The organism is Pandoraea commovens, from assembly GCF_024704525.1.
In the GTDB taxonomy this organism is placed as follows: domain Bacteria; phylum Pseudomonadota; class Gammaproteobacteria; order Burkholderiales; family Burkholderiaceae; genus Pandoraea; species Pandoraea commovens.
Genome location: NZ_CP102780.1, coordinates 3,332,097 through 3,351,864, shown reverse-complemented (window position 1 = coordinate 3,351,864; position 19,768 = coordinate 3,332,097). Strand labels below are relative to the sequence as shown.

The following is a 19,768-nucleotide window of genomic DNA, read 5'->3' as shown; positions in this document are numbered from 1 at the left end:
GGGCGGGACATGAAGCCAATGGACGAAGTGCTGCTCGTGATCGACGTGCAGAACGATTTCATGCCGGGCGGCGCGCTGGCAGTTCCTCATGGGGACGAGGTGGTCCCGGCGATCAACGCGTTGGCGAGTCAGTTCGCTCATGTGGTGATCACGCAGGACTGGCATCCGGCGGCGCACGTGTCGTTTGCCGACAATCATCCCGGACGTCAACCGTTCGAGACGATCACGTTGCCGTATGGAGAGCAGGTGTTGTGGCCGACGCATTGTGTGCAGAACACGCAGGGCGCGGCGTTACATGCGGATTTGCATCTTCCGCATGCGCAGGCGGTGGTGCGCAAGGGCTATCAGACGAGCGTCGACAGCTACTCGGCGTTTCTGGAGGCCGACCGCAAGACACCGACGGGCCTCGCGGGCTATATGCGCGAGAAGGGCGTGAGGCGCGTGCATTGCGTGGGACTCGCGACGGACTTCTGCGTCGCGTGGAGTGCGCTCGACGCCAAAGCCGCAGGCTTCGATGCGTGTGTGATCGAACACGCGTGCCGCGCCATCGACCTGAACGGTTCGTTGGCCACGGCATGGGCGGCATTGGCCGCTGCGGGCGTATCACGCGAGTAGATGAGGGTGGGCGCGCCTCGGCGCGATCGTAGGGTTACCGATGAAAATCAGATGTCGCGCCGCATGGGCGACGTCGTAAGTTGAAGACAAGGCGATGGACAAGTTTTACCGTGAAGGCCAATGCGGCCGGAGTTCCCGATGAGTGCGCTGACGATTCGTTCGGGATTTATCGATCATCTGGGCATCGAGTTGTTGCGCGCGGAGAACGGCGAGTCGGAGTTGCGTCTGGACTTGTCGGCCAAGCATCTCAATAGCTGGGAGGTGATGCACGGCGGCGTCACGATGGCGCTGCTCGATGTTGCGCTGAGCACCGCGAGCCGTAGCGTCGCTCCGGAGGGTACCGGTGTCGTGACCATCGAAATGAAGACGAGCTTCATGCAGCCCGGTTCGGGTGAAATGCGCGCGTTCGGCCGCTTGCTGCATCGCTCGACGACGATGGCGTATTGCGAAGGTGAGGTGCGAGATGCCAACGGCAAGCTCGTCGCCAAGGCGATGGGCACGTTCAAGTATCTGCGGCGTCTGGCGGTTGGACGCGAAGTGCACGAGCAACGTCGGCCGGGCGAGCCCAGCGGCGACTGAGGTTCCGCGACGCAACCCAATCGCGCGGTCAGGTCACTCGTTCACGTAATGCAATCACGTAATTCATGCATGTCACTCATGCGGAGGAAGTCTCATGACGATCAATCGCCAGATTTTGCTGGTCTCCCGCCCGACGGGGGAAGCCACGCTCGACAACTTCCACCTGGCTGCTCCTGAGCTGCCGGAGCTGGGCGACGGACAGGTGCTGGTGCGCAATTTCTACCTTTCCCTCGATCCGTATATGCGGGGCCGGATGAGCGACGCCAAGTCGTACGCACCGCCGCAGCCGCTCGATACGGTGATGATCGGTGCGACCGTGGGCGAGGTGATCGAGTCGCGAAATCCGGACTGGCAACCGGGGGATGCCGTGACGGCCATGTTCGGCTGGCAGGAGTATGGTATTTCGGACGGCAGCAATCTGCGTCGTCTTCACGATGCAAGCGTGCCGATGAGCGCTTATCTGGGTGCCGCGGGCATGCCGGGGGTGACGGCCTGGTACGGTCTGAACTGGATCATTGCACCGAAAGCGGGCGAGACGGTTGTGGTGAGCGCGGCGTCCGGCGCGGTGGGTAGCGTTGTAGGGCAGTTGGCGAAGCGGGCAGGATGCCGTGTGATCGGCATCGCCGGTGGCGAACAGAAGTGTGCGTACGTCGTGGACACGCTCGGCTTCGACGCATGTGTCGATTACAAGGCGGGCAACGTCTACGAAGCATTGCGTAACGCTGCGCCTGAAGGCATCGATGGATACTTCGAGAACGTGGGGGGCGAGGTGTTCGACGCCGTGATGCGCAACCTCAACGCGCATTCGCGCATCGCACTGTGCGGCATGATCGCGGGGTACAACGGCGAGCCGATTCCGATGAAGTACCCGTCGCTGTTGCTCACGCAACGTGTGAAGCTTGAAGGCTTCATCATCATGGAACACCTGGACATCTGGCCGCAGGCGCTCAAGGAACTGACCGAAGCGATCTCTGCCGGTGAACTGCGTTACCGCGAGTCGATGACGCAGGGCATTGAGAGCGCACCCGCCGCATTCCTCGGATTACTCAAGGGCGAGAACTTTGGCAAGCAGATCGTGCGGTTGGTGTAAGTCTCCGGCCGAATTGCCAGATGCCTAATGCTGGTCGGCCGGTGTTTTCGTCGACTTACCGACGATCAGACGCTGTTGACGTCGAACCGGTAATGTCGCAGATTGCGCAATTCGCTCGCAGGTTGCGACGGCGAGACGGTCGACTCGGTCACTTCGATGACACCGTCGCGGTGATAACGCAGCAATGTCGTGCAGCGCGTTCCGTAGGCGGGCGATGCGATGAATGCCGCCGAGAGCTTTTTTTCCCAATCATGCGTCACGCCCGTTTCAGGCAGTGATTCATCGGCGGCTTCGACGGCGTCGCGCATGACTTCCATGAGAGCGATGTCGTCGGCACCGTTCTCCAGCGCGTCGCGCAGCGCATTGCGTCGACTCACTAGCTTGGGCCACGGCGTGTCCAGAAGCGCGTTCGATAGTCCGTGAAAGCCCGGCGCGATCGCGTGGGCCACAGGAAGAGACGTTCGGCCTCCTGTTTGTTCCGCTGTCCGCCCATCTCCCGCGTGCGTCACCCGATTCCCCAACCAATACAACTTACGCGCAGGCAAATCGCCAGCAAGCAGGTTGAAGCCTGCGTATTCGTGGGCGTGCTTCTCGACACGCGCCAGATCGTCGTCGAATGAGGTCGCGTCGAGCATGGCGGACACGAGCAGGCCGCGCGACGGCGAGTCCTTCGGTGCCATCGGTGCCCGGCCATCGCGGAAGTTGGTCAGGGCAGCGAAGCGTCCCACACGATTGACCCCCATCCACGTGCCGCCGCCGCGCAGATCGCGCCCGGCAAGGATATCGGGATGATCCAACCACCAATGCAGAGGCTCTGCAGGGCGCTCGAAGAATTCGTCGCGATTGGCGAGTACGACCAGCGGCGTGGCGGCATCGGGCTGCCAGGAGAAGACGATCAGGCACATGGGGAGGCGGGCGTCGGGATATCGACGAAGCATTCGATGTGGCGTTCGCTTTCGAGCAACGACGCCAGACCAGATTCGACGGCCAATTGCGGTAGCGCCTCGACGAAGGCGGCATCGACGTCGTCGTACCGCTCCATCCAGGTCGTGCCGCCTTTGGCGACGTCGTTGACTGAGACGTCGGCCCGCCATTGGATGCGGCCGGAAACGCCGAAGCGTCCGGCCGTCAATGCAAAGAGACGGGCGACAGCGTCACGGGCGGCGTCGGTCTGCGTGGTCGGGACACGGTAGTAGACGTAACAGTCCATTAGCGCTGGCCGTAGGGCCGACTTAGGATGCTGCGGCCGACGATGCTGGCACTTCCGTCGGATCGATGATCTCGTAAGGCAGCTCACCGAACGCCAGCGCTGCACCGTCGACCGGGCCAAGGCGGACATCGTCGGCTTCGCGTGCGGAGAGTTTCAGCTCGACGAGGACGTCATAACCGCCATTCGGTGCCGGTGCAGCCAGCACCACCATGCCGCAGGGCTGGTCGGGATCGCTCGTTTCGACCAGCTCCTGTCCCGGCTCCGGCTGCACGCCGTCAACATGGGCCAGATGGAGCCGACGCTTGATCGTGCCGCGATACTGGCTGCGCGCGACGACTTCCTGCCCCGGGTAGCACCCCTTGCGGAAGTTCACGCCACCCACGACTTCCCAGTTGATCATCTGCGGCACGAACTGCTCTTGCGTTGCCGTAGTGACACGGGCCACACCGCTTTGCACGTCGAGCCAGGTCGCGAGCGTCGGGTCGACGGCGACGACGCCGTCCGTGCCGACCAGCGAGTTCCAGACTGCGGCGGCTTGCGCGACCGGCACGCTCCAAAGGAAGCGCGAAAGTGAGCGGGCCATACCGGCATCGGGCAGACGAATCAGGCTGGTGCCGTTGCCGGGAGCGTCGCCCATGGTGGCATGCGCGGCTGCCAGCGCGGCGGCGGGCAGCGACGCGAACGTCCGCGACAGCAAGGCCTCAACGGCCGGGCCACCGACTTGCAGCAGGACATGCGTGGCGGTGCCGTCCGTCAGTTTCGCCTTCGCGCGCAGCACGAACATCGACAGACGTTTCTGGACGGGGGCCTGCACGGTGGCGTCGCTGGCGAGATAGATCGTCGCGTCGGGCGACGTGTCGCGCCACATCAGGAAGGTCGCGAGCAGGCGTCCCTTGGCCGAGCAATAGCCCGCCAGACGGGCCTGCACGGGCGACAGACGTTCGACGTCGCTGGTCAACTGACCGTGCAGGAACGCCGCCGCGTCGGCGCCGTTTACGGCGATGAGGCCGGTGTCGCTCGCCAGCGCGACGAAGCTGCCCGTGCGCAACGCATCGAACTGTGCGGCACGTGCATCGGACGAAATATCGGAAGGAGAAGCGGCTGCCGCTTGCGGCAGAAGATCACGCCATGTGGAGGTCATAAACGAAAGTGCCTGTCAATCTGTGAGGGTTCGGCAAGTCAAAGTATTATATTGGGTCTTCCGCCAGGACGTGCGAGCCCGGTTCGACGCGCAAAATGCGCCCCCGACACCGTTGCCGCCACGCGCGCCCGGCAGACGAGTCCCCCGAACCCGCTGTCGTCATCGCGCGACTTATCCTGCAATTCATGTACTTCATCAAACGTCTGTTTGTCCTGTTGATCGTCGCGGCACTGGCGGCCGGCGGCGCTTTCTATTATTGGGCACAAGCGCCGCTGCAATTGGGCAAGCCGACGCTGGACGTCACGATCAAGCCTTATAGCTCGGTGCGCAGCGTCGCCACGCAGTTGCGCACGGGCGGCGTCCCGGTGCATCCGCTGCTGTTCAATCTGCTCGCCCGCGTGATGGACGTGGGCACCAAGCTCAAGTCGGGCAACTACGAGTTCGCGACCGGCATTACGCCCATGGAAGTCATGGACAAGCTTGCACGCGGCGACGTCAACCAATACGTGGTGACGATCATCGAGGGCTGGACCTTCAAGAAGATGCGCTCCGAGATCGATGCCAACCCGGCGTTGCGTCACGACACGGCCGGGCTGCCCGACGCCGACCTGATGCAACTCGTGGGCGCAGATCGCGCGGAAGCCGAGGGCATGTTCTTCCCCGACACGTACCTTTTTCCGAAAGGCACCAGCGATGTCGATATTTACAAGCGCGCTTATCGCCTGATGCAGAAGCGTCTGGACGAAGCCTGGGCGTCGCGCGCGCCGGGCTTGCCGTACGCCACGCCGTACGAAGCACTTATCATGGCCTCTCTCGTCGAGAAGGAGACAGGGCAGGCCGTGGAGCGCGGGCAAGTGGCGGCGGTATTCGTCAACCGGCTGCGCAAGCGCATGCTGCTGCAGACCGACCCGACGGTGATCTACGGCATGGGCGATCTGTACACGGGACGTCTGCGCAAACGCGACCTGCAAACGGATACGCCGTACAACACTTACACGCGCGCCGGCCTGCCGCCGACGCCGATTGCGCTGCCTGGCGTGGCGTCGCTGGCGGCGTCGCTCAACCCTGCGCCGACCGACGCCCTGTATTTCGTGGCCCGCGGCGACGGTACGAGCCACTTCTCGACCAACCTTCAGGAGCACAATCGCGCCGTGGACAAATATCAGCGAGGTGAGCAATGACGCAATCCCCGGACGCACCGGCCGTGGTGCCGGGCAAGTTCGTGACTTTCGAGGGCATCGACGGCGCGGGCAAGAGTACGCACGTGAACGCCTTTGTCGACGCACTGCGTCAGGGCCTCGCCACCGTTGGCCGTGACGTGGTGGCGACGCGCGAGCCGGGGGGGACGCCGCTGGGCGAAGCGCTGCGCAAGCTCGTGCTCGACGAGCCGATGGATATCGAAACCGAGGCGCTCCTCATGTTTGCGGGTCGCCGCGAACATCTGGTGAAGGTGATCGAGCCCGCGCTGGCACGCGGTGACTGGGTCGTCTCCGATCGTTTTACCGATGCGACGTTTGCGTATCAGGGCGGCGGGCGTGGCCTGTCGCGCGACAAGCTGTCGATTCTTGAGCGCTGGGTGCAGGGCACGCGCCAGCCCGATCTGACGATTCTGTTCGATCTCGATCCGGCAATTGCCGCCGCACGACTGGCCGGTGCCCGCGCGCCTGACAAGTTCGAACGGGAGTCGGCCGCGTTTTTCACTCGGGTGCGCGAGGAGTATCTGCGTCGTGCCGAGGAATCGGGCGGGCGCATCGTGCTGATCGACGCAGCGCAGAGCATCGACGCCATTGCCGAGCAACTCGCCGACGTATTCGCGCGGCTGGGATTGCCGGGGCACTGAGCGACACTAAGCAACATTAGGCAACATTGGGCAACACCAGGCGCGCTTGCGGGAAGGGACGGACTTCATCCGGTTTTCCCCGACGCGCGCATAATTCGGATATCCACGTCGATGGCTGACGTTGGGCACGTAACGATCTCGAGCGATCTGCCGCGATCTCCCGCAGACGCAAGCGTCGGTCGACGCGCCCACGTAGTATCCGAAACATCTGCAACATCCGGCCAAGGAGCCCACATGCTGTATCCGTGGCAGTCAGAGGACTGGACACGCCTTAACGACCTGCGCACCCAGATGCCGCATGCCCTGCTGTTGCAGGCGGTGCCGGGCATTGGCGAAGTGGCGCTTGCGCGAACGTTTGCGCAGGGCTTGCTGTGCGAATCGCCACGTGCCGATCATCTTCCGTGCGGGACTTGCGGCGCATGCCAGTGGTTCGCGAGCGGCAATCACCCGGACTTCCGCGTGATTTGCCCCGAAGCGCTGGCAGAGACGCTCCCCGGCGCAGACGCGCGGGCGGAGGCCGATGGCGACAAAAAGACGAAAACGCCGAGTAAGGAAATCAAGATCGAGCAGGTGCGCGAGGTCATCGACTTCGCGAGCCTTGGTTCGCATCGTCAGGGGCGTCGTGTCGTGTTGCTGTATCCGGCCGAGTCGCTCAACGTGCACGCTGCGAACGCCTTGCTCAAGACGCTGGAAGAGCCGCCCGAAGGCGTCGTGTTCCTGCTGGTGACGACGCAACCCGACCGCTTGCTGCCGACGATTCTGTCGCGCTGCCGTCGACTGGTGCTCACGCGTCCTGACGACGCGCAGGCCACGCAATGGCTCATGGGCGAAGCTGGCCTCAATGCAACCACGGCCGCTGCCGTGCTCGCGGAAGCAGGCGGTGCCCCGCTGGCCGCACGCGCGCTGGCCGAGCCCGACGAGCGTGGCTGGCGCGACTGGTTGCTGGGACAGCTCGCACAAGGCGGCGCGATCGACGCTTTCGCCTGCGCCGAGCAACTGCACAAGGGCAGCTTGCCGGGCATTCTCGAGACGTTACAACGCTGGTGTTTCGACGTACTCGCCGAGCGCATGGCCGGTGCCGTCCGTTTCTTCCCGGCGCAGGCACAGGCGTTGCGCCGCTGCGGCGATGCGACCGACGACGTCCGTCTGCTCGGCTTCCTGCGCGAACTGGCGCAACAGCGTCAGGTGCAGAATCACCCGCTCAATACGCGCGTGCTGCTCGAAGCGCTTTTCCTGCAATACAAACAGTTGTTCGGTGGCCCGGCATCGCTTTGATGCAAGGGACCGGCAACCGATCGCACATCATGTTCATCGATTCGCACTGTCATATCAATTTCCCGGAGCTGGCCGAGCAGATGCCGGACTTGCTCGCCCGTATGCGCGAGAACAAGGTCAGCCATGCGCTGTGTGTCTCCGTCGATCTGCCGACGTTGCCGCAGGTGCTGGAGATCGCGGCGCAGCACGATAATGTCTACGCCTCCGTAGGCGTGCATCCCGACTATGAGGACACCCCCGAGCCGAGCGTCGACGATCTCGTGCGTCTGGCTGCCACGCCGAAGGTCGTCGCCATCGGGGAAACCGGCCTCGACTACTACCGCCTCGAAGGCCGCAGTATCGAAGACATGGAATGGCAGCGCGAGCGATTTCGCACGCACATCCGTGCTGCACGCGTGACCGGCAAGCCGCTGATCATTCACACCCGCTCGGCCGCAGACGACACGCTGCGTCTCATGCGGGAAGAGGGGGCCGGCGAGCCAGCAGGCGTGATGCATTGCTTCACCGAAAGCTGGGATGTCGCAAAGGGCGCGCTCGATCAGAACTTCTACATCTCGTTCTCGGGCATCGTCACGTTCAAGAGCGCGCGCGATTTGCAGGACGTTGCGCGTCGCGTGCCGCTCGATCGCATGCTGATCGAAACGGATTCGCCCTATCTCGCGCCGGTGCCGTATCGCGGCAAGCTCAATCAGCCGGGCTATGTGCGCCATGTGGCGGAATTCATCGCGGATTTGCGCGGTGAGCCTTTGCAGAAGATTGCCGAGGCGACAAGCGGGAACTTCTTCCGCCTCTTTGCCACGGCGAAGCATTGAACTCGCATCGCGCATAGCTTTCGAACCGACGTTTTTCGTCGACGTTTTGCCGACGCTTTTAACCGAACTTCCCGGACGACCGACAGGAGCCCCCGATGCGTAAATTTTCAGTGATCCACGTCTTCACGCTACTGAGCGTGTTGTGGCTGACGGCGTGTGCCACGGCCGCGACCTCCAATACGTCATTGGTCAAAGCGGTGGTGTTTGACGACACCAAGGCCGTGCAACAGGCGCTCAAGGCGGGTGTCGATCCGAATACGCGCGACGAGAAGGGCGATCCGCTGCTGGTGATTGCGATGCGCGAGAAGTCCGTTGGCGTCGCCAAGTTGCTCATCGAAGACAAGCGTACCGATCTGGATGCCACGAATCGCGCGGGCGAGAACGCCATGATGATTGCGTCGCTGCAAGGCCTCACGCCGATGGTGAAGCTCCTGATCGACAAGGACGCCGAAGTCAACAAGAAGGGCTGGGCACCGCTGCACTACGCGGCGACGAACGGTCATGACGACATCGTGCAAATGCTGCTCGATGCGTCGGCTTACGTCGATGCGGAATCGCCGAACGGCACGACGCCGCTCATGATGGCAGCGCGCGGTGGCCACATCAGCACGTGCAAAGTGTTGCTCGACGGTGGGGCAGACGTTCGTCTCGCGAACCAGTTGAAGATGACGGCCGTCGACTTTGCGAAGCAGGCCAATCAGAAGGAAATTGCAGACGGCCTGAGCAAGCGTCTGGCGCAACTGCCGCCGCTGCCTGCGCCGGCCCGATAAGGCCCGATAAGGCCCTAAGCGTCGGTTTGCTTTACCTTCTGACGCCAGGGTTACAGGCGACACAGGGGCAGGCAATAAGGCAATAAGGCATTAAGGCGTCTCACGCGGCGCACCATGCCTGCCTGCCCCGGCCAGAAACGCACGGGCCCCGGCGACGCCTTCCGAGAAGACGACCTCGTGTCCGGCGGCCCCCTCCTGACGCAGCGCTGTGTCTAGCGGCAGATCCCACTGCGCGTAGGCCGCCCGGCGGTCGGCGCGCAGCGCGCCTTGCGGTAATTCGGCGAGCTGATGCGCCAATGCGAGCGCACCCTGACACGCCATGCCTTCCGGCACCAGCCGGTTCACCAGCCCGATCTCGAATGCCTCCTGCGCGCCCACCGCGCGGCCGGTCAGGATCATGTCGAGTGCCCGGCTCATGCCGATCAGGCGCGGCAGGCGGACCGTTCCCCCATCGATCAGCGGCACCCCGAAGCGTCGGCAGAAGACGCCGAACGTAGCGGAGTCGTCCGCGACGCGCAGGTCGCACCACAACGCCAGCTCCAATCCACCTGCCACCGCATGACCGGTGACGGCCGCAATGACGGGCTTGTCCAGATGACGTCGCGTAAGGCCCATCGGGCCGTCGCCACTGCCGTCGGGCGTGACGTCGTTGCGGCGCTCAGGATCGTCGAAGGCGGAGAGATCCGCTCCGGCGCAGAACGACGCGCCCTTGCCGCAAAGCACCGCGACGCTCGCGTTCTCGTCCTGTTCGAAGGCGAGCAGCGCGTCGCGCAACGCCGTCGCCATGTGGCGGTCGACGGCGTTGCGACGGGTTGGACGCGCAAGCGTGATGAGCGTTACCGGCCCGTCGGTTTCGACTTCGACGCACGAGGTGTCGGCAGGGGCAGAGGTGTGGCTCCGTTGGCGCATGGCATGCCTCCTGAGGGCGTCGTCCACGGCCGTCCTGCGTAGTCATTGGACCGCCGGACCGACGGTGTCGGACCGGCGCAGGACCGGCAGTCAGGCCGCGGCGGGTTGGGCGCAGCGCAACAAGGCAGGTGTTGCGGTCGTCGGCGCGCGCAGATCGCTGATGAAACGGTCGCGCCACGTCGACAGGTTGTGCTCGCGCAAGGTACTCATCATGCTCTCGTGACGCGACTGGCGCTCCGACAACGACATGTTCAGCGCCGAGCGTAGGGCTTCGGCCATGCCGTCGATGTCATAGGGATTCACGATCAGCGCACCGTCGAGCTCCTGCGCCGCCCCTGCAAAACACGACAGCACCAGTACGCCGGGGTCGGCCGGATCCTGCGAGGCGACGTATTCCTTGGCGACGAGGTTCATGCCGTCGCGCAACGGTGTGACGTAGCCCACCTGGGACGCGCGGAAGAACGACATCAGCACTTCGTGATCGTAGCGCTTGTTGATGTAGCGCAGCGGTGCCCACGCCAGGTCCGAGAATCGTCCGTTGATATGACCGGCCAGCGTTTCCAGCTGACGCCTGATTTCGCCATAGCCCGCCACGTCGGAGCGGCTTGGCGGCGCTACCTGAACGAAGCTTACCGTCCCTTGCTGGTTCGGCCACAGCTCCAGCAGTCGTTCGAAAGCGCGAAAGCGTTCCAGCATCCCCTTCGAATAATCCAGGCGGTCCACGCTCATGATGAGCTTGCGTTCTTGCAACCCTTGCTTCAGATCGAGGATGTGCTTGACGGTCGCGCGCGCGGTCGCCTGCTTCTGAATTTCGTCCGGATACACGCCGATCGGATAGACGCCCGTGCGCAAGGTTCGGCCGTAAGCGGTGATCGTGCCGTCGCAGCCCAGCGTGGCCCCGGCGTGCCGGACAAGATAGTCGGTGAATGCGGTGCGGTCCGTCTCGGTCTGGAAGCCGACCAGATCGTATTCGCACATGGCGCGCACGAGCGCTTCGTGCGGTGGCACCGTCATCAGGACTTGCGGCGACGGGAACGGAATGTGGAGAAAGAAGCCCAGCCGCTGGCGCAGCCCGATCTGTCGGCACGCCTGCGCGAACGGCAGCAGGTGATAGTCGTGCACCCAGATGAGATCGTCGTCTTTGAGCAGCGGGGCGAGTAGCGCGGCGAAGCGTGCGTTGACGTGGCGATAGCCGTTGTAATCGTCGCGTTGATAGCGCGTGAGGTCGTCGCGGTAGTGAAACGTCGGCCACAGGGTCGCATTGGAGAAGCCGCGGTAGTACGTGTTGTAGTCGCGGCGGGTGAGCGGGACAGTGGCGAAGGTGACGTTGTTGCGATGCGCGATCTCGGGGGCGGTGGCGGGCTCCGCATCGATCTCGCCATTCCAGCCGAACCACATGCCTCCGGTGTCCTTGAGCGCATCGAACACGCCGATGGCCAGGCCGCCGGCAGTGGGCTTGCCCTCGGTCATGGGCGCGACCCTGTTCGATACGATGACTAAGCGACTCATACGTCTGTCTCCTGTGAGGGTTGAGGCGGGGCGGGGGAGGTGTCGCCGTGCAGCGTGAGCAGCCAGGCGGTGAGCGCGTCCGGCGAAGGCAGCCGGTGGTGCGCGCAGGTCTCTCCGTCCCCGATCTTGATCGTGATGCCACCCAGCGCATTCACGTCGGCAAAACCGGCCTCGTCGGTGAGGTCGTCACCGGCAAAGAGCGGCGTTCGACCCGCAAACGGGGCCTCGTTCAGAAGTGTCGAAATGGCGCGGCCCTTGCTGACATTGCGCGGGCGCAGTTCGAATACCAGCTTGCCCGGCTGTAGCGAGAACCGGTCGGCGTGCAGATCGGCCAGCGCGCGCATCGTGTCGCGTGCGACACCTGCCAGTTCGGGCGCGCCGCGATAGTGCAGCGCCAGCGCACAGCCTTTGTTCTCGAGCAGCAGCCCCGGATGCTGTGCGACCAGCGCATGCAGCGGCGCGGCCATGGCGGCGATGCGTTCGGTGTCGGCGGTGTGGCCTTCGGCGCGCGCGAGCCTGCCGTCTGCATGACGAATCTCGGCACCATGCAGGCCGGCGGCCGGTACGTGTAGTGGGGCGAGCAGACCGTCGATGTCGTCGATAGCGCGACCCGACACGACGGCGATCGCGCCATTCGCGCGCTCAAACAGGCGGGCGAGCACACGGGCCGTGTCGCGGGGCAGTTTGACCGCGTCCGGGCGCGCCGCCAGCGGTGCCAGCGTGCCATCCAGATCGAAAAAGAATGCCACCGTGGCAATGTTGACGGCGTGCTGCTCAGGCGGATGGGCGGCGAACGCAGTCGCAGACGTCGCCGACGACGGGGCCGTTGGCGTCACGCTGGTGACGGGCGGGGAAGACGTTGTGGGTTGCATGGCTCTCCGTCGCTGTCGTGCCGCGGGTCGACAGGTCGTTCCAGGGCCAGCAGGAGGGCTAGGGATTGGGCAGACGAGGCGTGACGCGCGGCGGTATTGAAGGGCGGGAGCGCGGATATCCGCGCGGGATGTATTCATCCTAACCGCTCAAAAAGCGACAAGACGTCGTCCGATGTATGAAATTCCTGTCAGATGACGCCTACAAGAAGTGGGCGAGTCGCTTGGCGACATCCTCAAGACGAAGAAAGGTAAGTAGGTATTGAATATGAGAATCGTTTGCAATAACATTCGTTAATTGCCGCATAGTGCCCCATCCGGGGATTGCGGCACGGCACACCTGCCACGCACGCGCCACCACCGGCGCACGGACGTGCGTCGGACGACAACAATGATGAAAAGACTGTGGTTTCAACTGCACTGGTTCTTCGGCATTACGGCCGGTCTGGTGCTGGCGGTGGTTGGCCTGACCGGCGCACTGCTTTCCTATTACGAAGAACTCACCCGCGCGTTCAGCCCGGGTGTCATGACCGTGGCTGTGCGCGACACGGCACCTTTGACAGTGCCCGACCTGGTCGCACGCGTGCATGAGGCCGTACCCGATCGCCGCATTTTGTTGATGACGGTCATGCGCAATCCCGAGGACGCCGTCGGTGTGCGGCTCTCTATCGGTGACGGCACGCGCGGTGAGACCTATTTCGTCGACCCGTACACCGGACAGATGCTCGGCCGCTCGCAGGCCGACGTCGTCTTCCGTTTCATCATGGACATCCACCGTTTCCTGACGGTGGATGGCATCGGCAAGCAGATCACGGGCGCGGCAACGCTGTTGCTGTTCCTGCTCGCGGCGAGCGGTTTGTATCTGCGCTGGCCGCGCCGGATCGGCAACTGGCGCGCCTGGTTTCACATCGACTTCAAGAAGCAGGGACGTCCGTTCCTGTGGAATCTTCACGCCGTGATCGGCACGGTGGTGCTGGTGCCGTATCTCTTGTCGGCGACGACGGGCTTGTATTGGTCGTACGACTGGTGGCGCGGCATGCTGTTCTCGATGGCCGGTGTCCAGCAGCCTGTGCGCAACAAGCAGCCCGAGAAGCCGAAGATGGCGAAGCAGGGCGACGCGAATGCCATGGGCGAGCGTAAGAAGGCGCTGCCCGATCTGGCGTCGACCTCCGCAGACGACATGAGCACCGTGTGGGACAGCTTCGTCGCGCGCGTGCCCGATTACACGAAGGTCTATCTGCGCCCGTCGCAGAAGGCGGGCGGTCCGCTGCAAATGACGTGGCTCGACAAGTCCGTGCCGCATGAGCGTGCGTTCAGTCGCATGGACATCGAACCGGCGTCCGGCACGATTCGCAACGAGGAGCGTTACGCGCAGAAGACGACTGGCGGCCAGTTGATGACGAGCATCTACGCGCTGCACCGTGGCAGTTTCTTCGGGCCGGTGGGCATCATCGTGATGATGCTGTCGAGCCTGATGATGCCGGTGTTCTTCGTCACGGGCTGGATGCTCTATCTCGACCGGCGCAAGAAGAAGCGTGCATTGGCAGCGTCGCGCCCGGCGCAGGGTGCCGATGGCGCGAATGGCGTGAAGGGCGTGAATAACGTGATGGCACCGCCGAGCGGCGGTTCGTTCGCCGACGAAGGCGTGCTGATCGGATACGCGAGCCAGAGCGGTGTGGCCGAAGGTCTCGCCTGGCAGACGGCCGGTATGTTGCAGGGGGCGGGCGTGCCCGCACAGATTCAGCCGCTGGCGCGCATCGGACAGGCGCAGCTCGGCGCGGCCAAACGCGCATTGTTCATCGTCAGCACGTTCGGCGACGGCGAGCCGCCCGACAGCGCGCGTCGTTTCTCCCAGCAACTGATGAATCAGGCGATGGCGCTGCCCAAGCTGCGCTTTGCCATGCTCTCGCTGGGCGATAGTCATTACGACACCTTCTGCGGTTTCGGCCGCAAGCTCGACGGCTGGCTGCGGGCGCAGGGCGGTGTGGCGGCGTTCGAGCCGATTGAAGTCGACCGTGGCGATCCGGGCGCCTGGGCAAGCTGGCAGGAACGTCTGGGCGAATGGCTCGGTCGCCCGCTGGTTGCCACGAAGGCCGAGGACGGTCCGCGCTTCGCCTCCTGGGCGCTTGCCGAGCGCGAAGTGCTCAATCCGGGCAGCACCGGTTTGCCCGCCTATCATCTCGCGTTCACGCCGCCGCAAGGCGCGCAGTGGGTCGCGGGCGATCTGGTCGAGGTACTGCCGCGTCATACGGCCGCGCGTATCGATGCGTTTCTCGCGGGCAGCGTGTGGGCGTCGGATGTCCGCGTGAGCGTGGCTGGGCGCGAGGCGTTGCTGGGTGAAGCGTTGCGCGAGCGCGTGCTGCCCGACGCCGCACCGCCCGCTGGCGTCGACTTGCAGGATTGGCTCGAACGTCTGGCACCGTTGCCCGAGCGTGAGTATTCGATTGCATCGACGCAGGACGAGGGCAAACTGATGCTGCTCGTGCGCCAGACGCGCAATCCCGATGGCTCTCTGGGGCTGGGCTCGGGCTGGCTGACGGATGGCATGGCGCTGGGCGAAAGCGTGACGATGCGCGTGCGTCCGAATCCGGGCTTCCACGGTCCGGCTGACGCACAGGGCATGATCTTGATTGGCAACGGCACCGGGCTGGCCGGGCTGCGCGCCCATCTCTCGGCGCGCATCGCGAAGGGACAGGTTCGCAACTGGCTGATCTTCGGCGAACGTCAGGCGAGTCACGATGCTTTCCACGACGCGACGTTGCGCGAGTGGCAGGCGCAAGGCGGAATCGCTCGTCTGGACCGCGTCTATTCGCGTGACCAGGCGGAGCGGATCTACGTGCAGGACCACGTCCGCCAGTCGGCGCGCGAGATCGCGAAATGGGTGGCCGATGGTGCATCGATCTACGTCTGTGGCAGTCTCGCGGGCATGGCCCCTGCGGTCGATGCGGCACTGGCCGAGGCCATCGGCGCAGACGCTCTGCTGGACCTCTCGGCACAGGGACGCTATCGCCGCGACATCTATTAGACGTGTACCGATGGTGTGCTAACGTAGTGACAGGGCTCGATATTTATCGGGCCCTTTTTTCATCAAACGTATCGGCGACGGCAGGAGGCGCAATGACGACAACGTGGCAAATCGTGGTGCACGGGCTAGTGCAGGGCGTGGGATACCGCGCCGCGTGCGTGGTCGAAGCGCGCAGGCTCGGTCTGGCGGGATGGGTGCGAAATCGTCGCGACGGTACGGTGGAAGCCATCGCACAAGGTGAGGCTGCGCAGTTGCTGGCGCTGTGCGAGTGGATGCGTGAGGGGCCGCGAGGGGCGCAGGTGTCGTCGTGCGACGTCGACAAGGCGTGGGTGGCAGAATCGCCGCTCAAAGGTTTCGAGCAGCGCGCCAGCATCTGAAGTCCCAGCGCGCTTGTCGCATCTACATCCCACGCCGCAAGCCCGCCGAAGCGACGGCGGGCAGAGCGGGGTGGTCCAACAGGGCTATCAGGCGGCGAGTGCCAGCGCGCCCGGTGCGCCGACCGAAGCCGTGCCACCCGTGCCGTGCGTCTGCGCGTGGCTGGCTTCGTGCGACGACAGACGGAACAGCGCCACCGACTCGCGCAGGCGGGCGGCTTGCGTTTCGAGCGCGGCTGCGGCAGCCGAGGCTTCTTCGACGAGTGCCGCGTTCTGCTGCGTCATCTCGTCCATCTGCGTGACGGCCATATTGACCTGCTCGATGCCGCTCGACTGCTCCACGCTCGCGGCGGAGATCTCGCCCATGATGTCGGTCACACGTTTGACGGACTGCACGACCTCCGCCATGGTTGAACCGGCACGCTCGACCAGGCGCGTCCCGACCTCCACACGATTGCCCGACGCTTCGATCAATCCCTTGATCTCCTTGGCGGCCGACGCGCTGCGCTGCGCCAGCGTGCGAACTTCGCCTGCGACCACGGCGAAGCCGCGGCCCTGTTCGCCCGCACGTGCTGCTTCGACGGCCGCGTTCAGCGCCAGGATGTTCGTCTGGAAGGCGATGCCGTCGATGACCGTGAGGATGTCCGAGACCTTTTGCGACGCTTCGGCGATATCGCGCATCGTCGTCACGACTTCCTGAACGACGTCGCCACCGCGCGAAGCGGTTTCCGAGGCCGTCACGGCCAACTGGCTGGCGGCGCGAGCGTTCTCGGCGTTCTGCTTCACGACGGCGGTCAGTTCTTCCATGCTCGCGGCCGTTTGCTCCAGCGACGATGCCTGCGATTCCGTGCGACGCGACAGATCGGCATTGCCGTCGGCGATCTCACGGGCGCTGCCATGAATGGCTTCCGTGCTCTCGCGCACCGTGCCCACCGTGCTGGCCAACCCGTCGCGCATGCGGCCGAGCGCGCCGAAAAGCTGGCCCATCTCGTTTCGCGTACGTTGCTCGATGCGCTGGCTCAGATCGCCGGCGGCCATCCGCTCGAAGTACGCAATGACCTCGCGAATCGGGCGCAGGACCGCGCGCGCCAGCATTGCGCGGCCCCAAAGGGCAAGCAGCAGCGCGATGACGAGCGTCGCGCCCATGGCGATGCGCATGACGTTGTAGCGCTGCTGAGCGGCGTCGTAGCGCGCTTTCTGACGCTCAACCTGAATGTCCTGAAGCTCGCGCATGAGCGTATCGACACCGTTGTATGCGGCTGGGGCGACGCGTGCCTGAATCTGATGGAAGCCGGCGACGTCGCCTTGCTTGAGCGCGTTGAGCGCAGGCGTGATCACCTTATCGAAAAAGGCCTTGCGCTTTTCGTCGGCCGCCTTGGCCAACTCCGCTTCGTGCGCATCTTCTTTGGGACGTTTCAGATAATCGTTCCAGAGGGCGTCGGAAGTGGCGATGTACTGGGTGCCTCGTTTGAGGACTTTGTCCGATTCTTCGGGATTGGCCCCGAGGCTGACGTACGACGCATAGGTCGCCATCGACAGGCGGGTCCGGAGGATTTGCTCGCCGGTTCCCTTGAGTTCGGCCAGGGCGGGGGTATCTTCCGTGGCCATCTTGCTCAGGGAGTCGTTGCTGGAGCCGAGCGCCCAGAGGCCCAGCACGCTGGCGAGGACGAGAAGTGCACCAAGCAAACCTAGGACCAGTGTCAGGCTGGCCCGAATCGTAATGTTCTTATACATATTGATCGATGGATTGAATGCCCAGGCCGCGCCAGGAGATTGCGGGCCTCCCCGTCCATCGGTAAGTGCAAGACAGGGCATAGGGATTATCGGCATATGAGAAGCAGAACTTGAGCCATCTGGGCTCGGGGGATTCCGAAAGTGGGCCTCCACGGGAAAAAGTTCGGAATTTGCGCAGTCGCAAGCGTCACGCAAACGGCCAGACTTAAAGGCTGTTTCACTTTCTTCAGTATGCCGAAGCGCGTAAATCGTGATGAGGCGTCAACGACGCGATGAATCCCGACAAATTCAAGTTCCGAAACAGAAGTGATGGAAGTCCTGCCAACGCCGCGAGCCCCGATCCGGGGGCGTACGCATCGGCGGGCGACAGCCTGCCGGAAGGATTTGTAAGGAATGCTGCCGAACACGGCCCGGCAGACACCGGCACGTTTCGAATGGCGTTGGTGCACGAGTTGCGTGCACCGCTCCAGGTACTGCAGGGGCATCTCGATGCGCTGTGGGACGACGCCGGGGAGGTCGCCGGGGCGATAGGCGCATCCGCGCCGCGCGAGCGGCTGGGCAACATGCGAAGCATGCTCGATGTGCTCGCCGGGGCCGTAGACGATGTTCTGTACCTCGGGCAGGACGACATTGCGCAGTTGCCGCTGCGAGAGGCGGTGTTCGAGGTGCGTCAGAGCCTCGATGCCGAAGTCGATGCCTTTGCCGAGTTGGCACGTCGCAAAGGGCTCGATCTGACGTGTGAGATCGCGGATGCAGTGCCCGTCTTTTTGTGGGGCGACGGCGCACGTCTGCGGCAGATATTGCGCACGCTGATCGATAACGCGTTGAAGTACACGGTGTTCGGTGGCGTTGCCGTGCGGGTCTCGTGGGCGTGCGAGGCGACGGGTTTGGATGCAGCGGATGACGCCGATCTGCCGGATGGCGATGACACCGCTCGCGCGCCGCACCTGTCCATTCGCGTTACCGATACGGGGCCGGGCATTCCGGCTGGGATGGAAAACGCGGTGTTTGCTGCGTTCTCCCGCGCGCAAACGTCGGTGAAGGGCACAGGGCTTGGGCTTTGGGTCGCCCGACAGTGGACGTGGCGTCTGCGGGGCACGCTTTGTGCCGAACCGTGCGCGTCCGGTGCGCGATTCCGATTGTCGGTGCCATTCGCTTTGCCGGGAGGCGTTGCGACGGCGAAGGCCACGGATGACACGCCTGCCGAGGGGAGTGCAACGTTATCTGAGGCATCGGCGTGCTGGCCCGAACGAGATGTCGTCGAAGTGCCCGTGCGCCCCGGATTACAGGCACTTGTCGTGGACGACCATGTGATGAATCGCAGGATTCTGGCCGATCAGTTGGCGTCGCTCGGATGCCACGTCGCCAGTGCCGCGGACCTGACAGACGCGCTCGTGCAATGGATTGCGCTCGACGTCGATGTCGTGCTGACCGACGTGCACCTCGACGGCGTGAGCGGTCTGGCACTCGCAAAGACCCTGCATGCGCTCGCCCCGATGCTGGGCCGCCGGGAGCCGGTCGTGTATGCAGTGACAGGTTCGGTGGTGGAGGCTCGCGACGCCCGTGAGGCCGGGCTGGACGATGTGCTGACCAAGCCGGTTTCGCGTCAGCGGTTATCGCAAACGCTGGCGGTACGCTGGCCGGCGCTGGAGGAAGGCGATGACGACCTCGCGCCTGATGCGACCTCCAGTGTCGGCAGCGATGCAGCGTCGGAGGTGGCGCTATCGCTCAGCCACGAGAAAAGCTCGCCGAAATCGCGGTCGGCACTAAGGGATGACCCGTGCGCGCGACGCATGATGCGAGATGAAATGGCGAAGGATCTGGCGCGCTTTCGTCGTCTTTTGGCAAGACGCCGTCGCGAAGACCTTGAAGCCGCTCAGGGCCTCATTCATCGCATGCGAGGCGCGTGCCGCATGTTCGGCGATCCGGCATTGACCGAGCGGTGCGACCGGCTTGCCGAGAGGTTGGCGAACTGCCGGTGCACTGCGCAGGATTTAGGAGACGACGGATGATCGG

General features: G+C 64.2%; 18 protein-coding genes. 11 read left to right on the top strand and 7 right to left on the bottom strand.

All coding sequences use genetic code 11. The features are described 5' to 3' along the window. Window positions 1-9: 9 nt before the first annotated feature. The 3 genes from pncA to NTU39_RS15340 all read left to right on the top strand — a co-directional run bounded on the left by pncA (window position 10) and on the right by NTU39_RS15340 (window position 2,284). Window positions 10-615, top strand: a complete 606-nt coding sequence (pncA, locus tag NTU39_RS15350) for a bifunctional nicotinamidase/pyrazinamidase (protein ID WP_257957991.1) — start codon at window positions 10-12, stop codon at window positions 613-615. A gap of 138 nt (window positions 616-753) precedes the next feature. Beyond that, window positions 754-1,194 carry a PaaI family thioesterase gene (locus NTU39_RS15345; RefSeq protein WP_039398004.1) on the top strand — a complete coding sequence of 147 codons (441 nt, stop codon included), beginning with the start codon at window positions 754-756 and terminating at the stop codon, window positions 1,192-1,194. 94 nt (window positions 1,195-1,288) lie between these two features. Beyond that, a complete protein-coding gene (locus NTU39_RS15340; protein ID WP_257957990.1) occupies window positions 1,289-2,284 on the top strand; it encodes an NADP-dependent oxidoreductase in 996 nt (331 codons plus the stop codon). 65 nt (window positions 2,285-2,349) lie between these two features. Here the strand turns inward: NTU39_RS15340 and NTU39_RS15335 are convergent, their stop codons facing one another. The 3 genes from NTU39_RS15335 to ygfZ are packed head-to-tail and all read right to left on the bottom strand — an operon-like array spanning window position 2,350 to window position 4,635. After that, a complete protein-coding gene (locus NTU39_RS15335; protein WP_150662929.1) occupies window positions 2,350-3,189 on the bottom strand; it encodes an NRDE family protein in 840 nt (279 codons plus the stop codon). Next, window positions 3,180-3,494: a DUF4936 family protein gene (locus NTU39_RS15330; RefSeq protein WP_174984265.1), complete on the bottom strand. Its 315-nt coding sequence runs from the start codon at window positions 3,492-3,494 to the stop codon at window positions 3,180-3,182. Before NTU39_RS15330 ends, NTU39_RS15335 begins: the two co-directional genes overlap by 10 nt. 22 nt (window positions 3,495-3,516) lie before the next feature. Continuing rightward, window positions 3,517-4,635: a CAF17-like 4Fe-4S cluster assembly/insertion protein YgfZ gene (gene ygfZ, locus NTU39_RS15325; protein WP_257957989.1), complete on the bottom strand. Its 1,119-nt coding sequence runs from the start codon at window positions 4,633-4,635 to the stop codon at window positions 3,517-3,519. A 185-nt stretch (window positions 4,636-4,820) separates the two neighbouring features. Here ygfZ and mltG point away from each other — a divergent pair, with 185 nt between their 5' ends. From mltG to NTU39_RS15300, 5 genes are all read left to right on the top strand, one after another. Next, a complete protein-coding gene (mltG, locus tag NTU39_RS15320; protein ID WP_150574370.1) occupies window positions 4,821-5,816 on the top strand; it encodes an endolytic transglycosylase MltG in 996 nt (331 codons plus the stop codon). Between the two features lie 23 nt (window positions 5,817-5,839). Beyond that, window positions 5,840-6,475 carry a dTMP kinase gene (gene tmk / locus NTU39_RS15315; RefSeq protein ID WP_257960091.1) on the top strand — a complete coding sequence of 212 codons (636 nt, stop codon included), beginning with the start codon at window positions 5,840-5,842 and terminating at the stop codon, window positions 6,473-6,475. A 234-nt stretch (window positions 6,476-6,709) separates the two neighbouring features. Beyond that, a complete protein-coding gene (gene holB / locus NTU39_RS15310; protein WP_150662926.1) occupies window positions 6,710-7,750 on the top strand; it encodes a DNA polymerase III subunit delta' in 1,041 nt (346 codons plus the stop codon). A 29-nt stretch (window positions 7,751-7,779) separates the two neighbouring features. Next, window positions 7,780-8,562 (top strand): TatD family hydrolase, encoded by a 783-nt coding sequence (locus NTU39_RS15305; protein WP_257957988.1) that lies wholly within the window; start codon window positions 7,780-7,782, stop codon window positions 8,560-8,562. Between the two features lie 95 nt (window positions 8,563-8,657). Beyond that, window positions 8,658-9,332 carry an ankyrin repeat domain-containing protein gene (locus tag NTU39_RS15300; RefSeq protein WP_150662924.1) on the top strand — a complete coding sequence of 225 codons (675 nt, stop codon included), beginning with the start codon at window positions 8,658-8,660 and terminating at the stop codon, window positions 9,330-9,332. 90 nt (window positions 9,333-9,422) lie between these two features. Here the strand turns inward: NTU39_RS15300 and NTU39_RS15295 are convergent, their stop codons facing one another. From NTU39_RS15295 to otsB, 3 genes are all read right to left on the bottom strand, one after another. Next, complete coding sequence (locus NTU39_RS15295; RefSeq protein ID WP_257957987.1) at window positions 9,423-10,241, bottom strand: crotonase/enoyl-CoA hydratase family protein; 819 nt, start codon at window positions 10,239-10,241, stop codon at window positions 9,423-9,425. 90 nt (window positions 10,242-10,331) lie between these two features. Next, window positions 10,332-11,750, bottom strand: coding sequence for an alpha,alpha-trehalose-phosphate synthase (UDP-forming) (gene otsA / locus NTU39_RS15290; protein WP_150662922.1), 1,419 nt, complete (start codon window positions 11,748-11,750; stop codon window positions 10,332-10,334). Continuing rightward, window positions 11,747-12,622 carry a trehalose-phosphatase gene (gene otsB, locus NTU39_RS15285; RefSeq protein WP_150662921.1) on the bottom strand — a complete coding sequence of 292 codons (876 nt, stop codon included), beginning with the start codon at window positions 12,620-12,622 and terminating at the stop codon, window positions 11,747-11,749. Before otsB ends, otsA begins: the two co-directional genes overlap by 4 nt. Window positions 12,623-13,010: 388 nt before the next feature. Between otsB and NTU39_RS15280 the strand changes: the two genes are divergently transcribed. Beyond that, window positions 13,011-15,644, top strand: a complete 2,634-nt coding sequence (locus NTU39_RS15280) for a PepSY domain-containing protein (protein ID WP_257957986.1) — start codon at window positions 13,011-13,013, stop codon at window positions 15,642-15,644. A 92-nt stretch (window positions 15,645-15,736) separates the two neighbouring features. Then, the gene (locus tag NTU39_RS15275) at window positions 15,737-16,021 is read left to right on the top strand and encodes an acylphosphatase (protein ID WP_150574361.1); all 285 of its coding nucleotides are present in this window, start codon (window positions 15,737-15,739) and stop codon (window positions 16,019-16,021) included. Between the two features lie 87 nt (window positions 16,022-16,108). Here NTU39_RS15275 and NTU39_RS26920 read toward each other — a convergent pair whose 3' ends face one another. Then, window positions 16,109-17,752, bottom strand: coding sequence for a methyl-accepting chemotaxis protein (locus NTU39_RS26920; protein WP_308340550.1), 1,644 nt, complete (start codon window positions 17,750-17,752; stop codon window positions 16,109-16,111). A 272-nt stretch (window positions 17,753-18,024) separates the two neighbouring features. Between NTU39_RS26920 and NTU39_RS15260 the strand changes: the two genes are divergently transcribed. Next, window positions 18,025-19,764 (top strand): ATP-binding response regulator, encoded by a 1,740-nt coding sequence (locus tag NTU39_RS15260; RefSeq protein WP_150662918.1) that lies wholly within the window; start codon window positions 18,025-18,027, stop codon window positions 19,762-19,764. The last annotated feature ends 4 nt before the right edge of the window (window positions 19,765-19,768 follow it).